Below are 1,386 nucleotides of genomic sequence, written 5' to 3'. Positions count from 1 at the left end.
GGGCCTGTCAGAGATTTTGTGTTTAGGGCATAACATGTCACCAAGGAGCATGTATGCCACGCAAGACCAAGACGAGCATTGCCGCAGCCCGTGAGCTGCCGAGCATTCCAGAGGACCTGATCGCCCATTTGGTAAAGGGTCCCATGACCGCGGAAGCCGTCGAGGAGGCCTCGATGGCGTTCAAGAAGGCCCTGATCGAGCGGGCCCTGGGCGCTGAGCTTGGCCATCATCTGGGCTATGCACCGGGCGCGGGGCGCCCGGCTGGCACGGCCAATCAGCGCAATGGCAAGAGCGCCAAGACGGTGTTGACCAAGGACGGGCCGCTACGGGTAGACATCCCACGCGACCGCGACGGCAGCTTCGAGCCGATCCTGATCCCCAAGCACGAGCGGCGCTTCACCGGCTTCGATGACAAGATCATCGCCATGTACGCCCGTGGCATGACCGTGCGCGAGATCCAGGCGTTTCTGGCCGAACAGTACGGCACCGAGGTCTCGCCCGAGTTCATCAGCTCGGTGACCGATGCGGTCATGGACGAGGTGACGGCGTGGCAGGCGCGCCCGCTGGAAGTGATGTACCCGGTGGTGTTCTTCGACGCGCTGCGCGTCAAGATGCGCGAAGACGGGGTGGTGCGCAACAAGGCAGTCTACCTGGCCCTGGGTGTGTTGCCTGACGGCACGCGCGACATTCTGGGCCTGTGGATCGAGAACACCGAAGGCGCCAAGTTCTGGATGAAGGTGTTCAACGACCTGAAGACGCGCGGTACGCAGGACATCCTGATTGCGGTGACCGATGGCCTCAAAGGGATGGAGCAGGCCCTGAATGCGGTGTTCCCGCAGACGACCCTGCAGACCTGCATCGTGCATCTGATCCGCAACAGCCTGGGGTACGTCAGCTGGAAGGAGCGCCGGGCCGTGGCGGCCGCGCTCAAGCCCGTGTACACGGCCCCAACGGTGGAAGCTGCGCTGGCCGAACTGGAGGCCTTCGAGCAAGGGGAATGGGGCCGGCAGTACACGCCGATCGCCGCCTCCTGGCGTCGCGCCTGGGATCAGGTGATTCCGTTCTTTACGTTCCCGCCGGCGATCCGCAAGATCCTCTACACGACCAACGCCATTGAGAGCATCAACGCCCAATTGCGCAAGATCATCAAGACGCGGGGTCACTTCCCGAGCGACGAGGCGGCAACCAAGCTGCTATGGCTGGCGCTGCGCAACATCACCGGCAAGTGGGGCAGCTCAACCCATGACTGGAAGGCAGCCATGAACCAGTTTGCGATCCTGTACGAAGACCGCTTCACCCAGCCCCATCGCTGAGATAATGTCGGCTCACCGGTCCAATTGCCGATGAGCCATTACCTGCCCTCCACACAAAAGAACTGACAGGCCC

1 protein-coding gene is annotated in these 1,386 nt (G+C 62.7%); it reads left to right on the top strand.

The window, feature by feature from the left end; translation table 11 throughout:
* The first annotated feature begins 53 nt into the window (after nucleotides 1-53).
* The gene (locus tag AC1RWI_RS37955; RefSeq protein WP_492870878.1) at nucleotides 54-1,313 is read left to right on the top strand and encodes an IS256 family transposase; all 1,260 of its coding nucleotides are present in this window, start codon (nucleotides 54-56) and stop codon (nucleotides 1,311-1,313) included.
* Nucleotides 1,314-1,386: the final 73 nt, after the last annotated feature.

The sequence above is a fragment of the Cupriavidus sp. MPR-AND1C genome (genome assembly GCF_058809705.1).
This window is presented reverse-complemented; position numbering and strand designations above follow the sequence as displayed.

What these genes read in the sequence shown, in the direction of transcription:
- AC1RWI_RS37955 (WP_492870878.1), top strand. Translation starts at nt 54, where the DNA reads ATGCCACGCAAGACCAAGACGAGCATTGCCGCAGCCCGTGAGCTGCCG.